Origin of the sequence: Ectothiorhodospira lacustris, assembly GCF_022227785.1 — a bacterium.
Lineage (GTDB): Bacteria > Pseudomonadota > Gammaproteobacteria > Ectothiorhodospirales > Ectothiorhodospiraceae > Ectothiorhodospira > Ectothiorhodospira lacustris.
In genome coordinates, this window is record NZ_JAJNQM010000152.1 from 1 (window position 1) to 2,086 (window position 2,086).

The 2,086-nt window shown below is 60.4% G+C and carries 3 protein-coding genes; all 3 read right to left on the bottom strand.

All coding sequences use genetic code 11. The features are described from left to right. Positions 1 to 1,185, bottom strand: a 1,185-nt coding sequence (locus LQ952_RS15730; RefSeq protein ID WP_238623559.1) for an IS4 family transposase, incomplete at its 3' end; no start/stop codon positions are given. 82 nt (positions 1,186 to 1,267) lie between these two features. Continuing rightward, complete coding sequence (locus tag LQ952_RS15735; protein ID WP_430733779.1) at positions 1,268 to 1,561, bottom strand: efflux RND transporter permease subunit; 294 nt, start codon at positions 1,559 to 1,561, stop codon at positions 1,268 to 1,270. Positions 1,562 to 1,566: 5 nt separating this feature from the next. After that, positions 1,567 to 2,086 (bottom strand): efflux RND transporter periplasmic adaptor subunit (locus LQ952_RS15740; protein WP_238623560.1); only part of this gene is annotated, 520 nt, incomplete at its 5' end.

The following is a 2,086-nucleotide window of genomic DNA, read 5'->3' on the forward strand; positions in this document are numbered from 1 at the left end:
CCCGGCGGCAAACACGGTTCGTATTGCCGATCTGATGCGGTGTAAGGTGTCATCAGCGATCTTGGCTGATTCTCGCTGTAATACCCTCAAGCCCAGGAAAAAGTGGGACAACACCCGTCGTTTGGCGGTGTTGGGCTGGTAGTGGCGGTAGCGTCCCTCATGCTCTGCCGCCAGACCCACCAACCAGGCCGCGAAGCTGGCCAGGGCGGCAATCAGCAACAGCACATCAAATCGTTGCGCGGAGCGGGAACGGGATCGATTCACGCCAAGTCCATAGTGCTCATTCTTGCTGGCTCGGAAATCCTCTTCAATTTGCATCCTCAGCGAATAGATCGCTATCACCCGGTCGGTGATCTTCGACCCGCCGGGCAGGGAGGTGGCAATGACCCAGGGTTCCCGCTGCCCAGCTGCATGCGCGCGACTTTTGCCACTCTGGGCCCGCTGGCCAGACCGGGTCGCATGGATACGACCTTGAAGGCTTTTGCGCAGACCATACACCTGGCACACCAGAGAACGGTTGCGGGTCATGGCAAAGGCGCCCATGCAGGTCGGCTGATTCTCATCCAGCAAGCTGCCCAATTCGCGGGTATTGAGCCAGGTGTCCTCCCCCGGGCGCGTCATCTGAACCAGGCCTCGCACCCGGCCTATCCAGTCCCAGCCCAAGGCTTCCACGGCGAGAAACCAGGGCTTTTTGAAACCCGCATCCGTGACGATCACCGGCCGGACACCAGCCGGCAAGACCTCCGAGAGATGCTTCAAAAAATCATTCTGTATCTGGCGGTTAGCGTACTTGGCCTGAGGGTGACACTCCTGGTACAGGGTTCTTCCCTGACCGCCCACGGGCACCGAGGCGCGCAACACGTGAATGCTCTCATCCACCGCCACCGGCGACCAATCCACCAGAATCACCGGGCGCTCTTCCTGCCCCACCAGCCAGTGGGCCATGGCCTGATAAACCGTCGCTGCCTCTCGATGCATCCTGGGGTTACCAACGAGCCGATCTATCTGCTTGATGCTCGCCTTTTCGGTGATCTGCCGCTGCGATGCCCGGCCAAGACCGGTTACCGAGGTGGTCTGCCCGTCCAGGGCCGCCACCGTTGCGGTCAGCAGCGCGTTGAAGCGAGTGCGGTGAATGGATTGACAAGCAACCCCCAAGTTTGCGTGAATCAGGTCCGTGGCGTGCATCGATTTGTTCCGTGGCTCTTTTTTGGCTTCGTCACCTTAAAGAATCACGATCTTGCCGGTGCATGTCCACCCCCATCTCCCCTTATCCCACTGTTTCACAAGGAATTCCGCCCGCAAAAACGTGGGGATACGCCAGGGTCTGACGAGGGATGCCGAGTATCTCTACTTCGACAAGACTGGTAATCCGGGTGGCGATTTCCTCCGGCGTCATCCCCGGCGCCTTGATGATGATCTTTACCTGGGTGGTGGAAACATCGGGAAAGGCATCAATGGGCGTGTCCTGAAAGGCTCGCCAGCCGGCGCCCATGAGGATCAGCACCGCCAGGCAGACCAGCAGGCGCTGGCTGAGCGAGAATTTTATCAAACGTGTCAGCATGTCAATTACTCACCCAGCCAGATGGACTTCATTGCCGCAACACCGCGTATTGCCACCCGGTTGGAAGGCTCTAGTGGCGCGCGCACCACAACGGTCTGGTCTTCCTTTGCCACCACCTGTACTGGCTGGGGGAGGAATGCGTTGTCCGCATCCACAAGGATCCAGGTCTCGCCGCCATGGCGCACCAGTGCCGTGGCGGGGAGGCGCCAGTGCCCCGGTTGCAGCGGCTGGGCCAGTTGGACCTCCAGAAACTGCCCGGGCCGCAACCGCTCAGAGGCATCCGGGATTTGTGCCCGGAGCAAGATGCCCTGATCCTTGTCATGCACCATACTGCCGATGGCAATGACCTGGCCTTTCAGCCCCTGGGCCGGGAGCAGGACCGAGGTACCCACGGTGACTGTGTCCAGTTGCGTCAAGGGGATATGGATTTCCAGCCACAAGGGGTTCAGTTGGGCCAGGCGGTAGAGGGGCTCCGCCGTGTCCACGGACTGACCGGTTTCCACCAACTGCTTGATGATGGTGCCG

Bases quoted from the DNA above. Each gene is read 5' to 3' on its own strand.
- LQ952_RS15735 (WP_430733779.1), bottom strand. From the start codon at position 1,561: ATGCTGACACGTTTGATAAAATTCTCGCTCAGCCAGCGCCTGCTGGTC.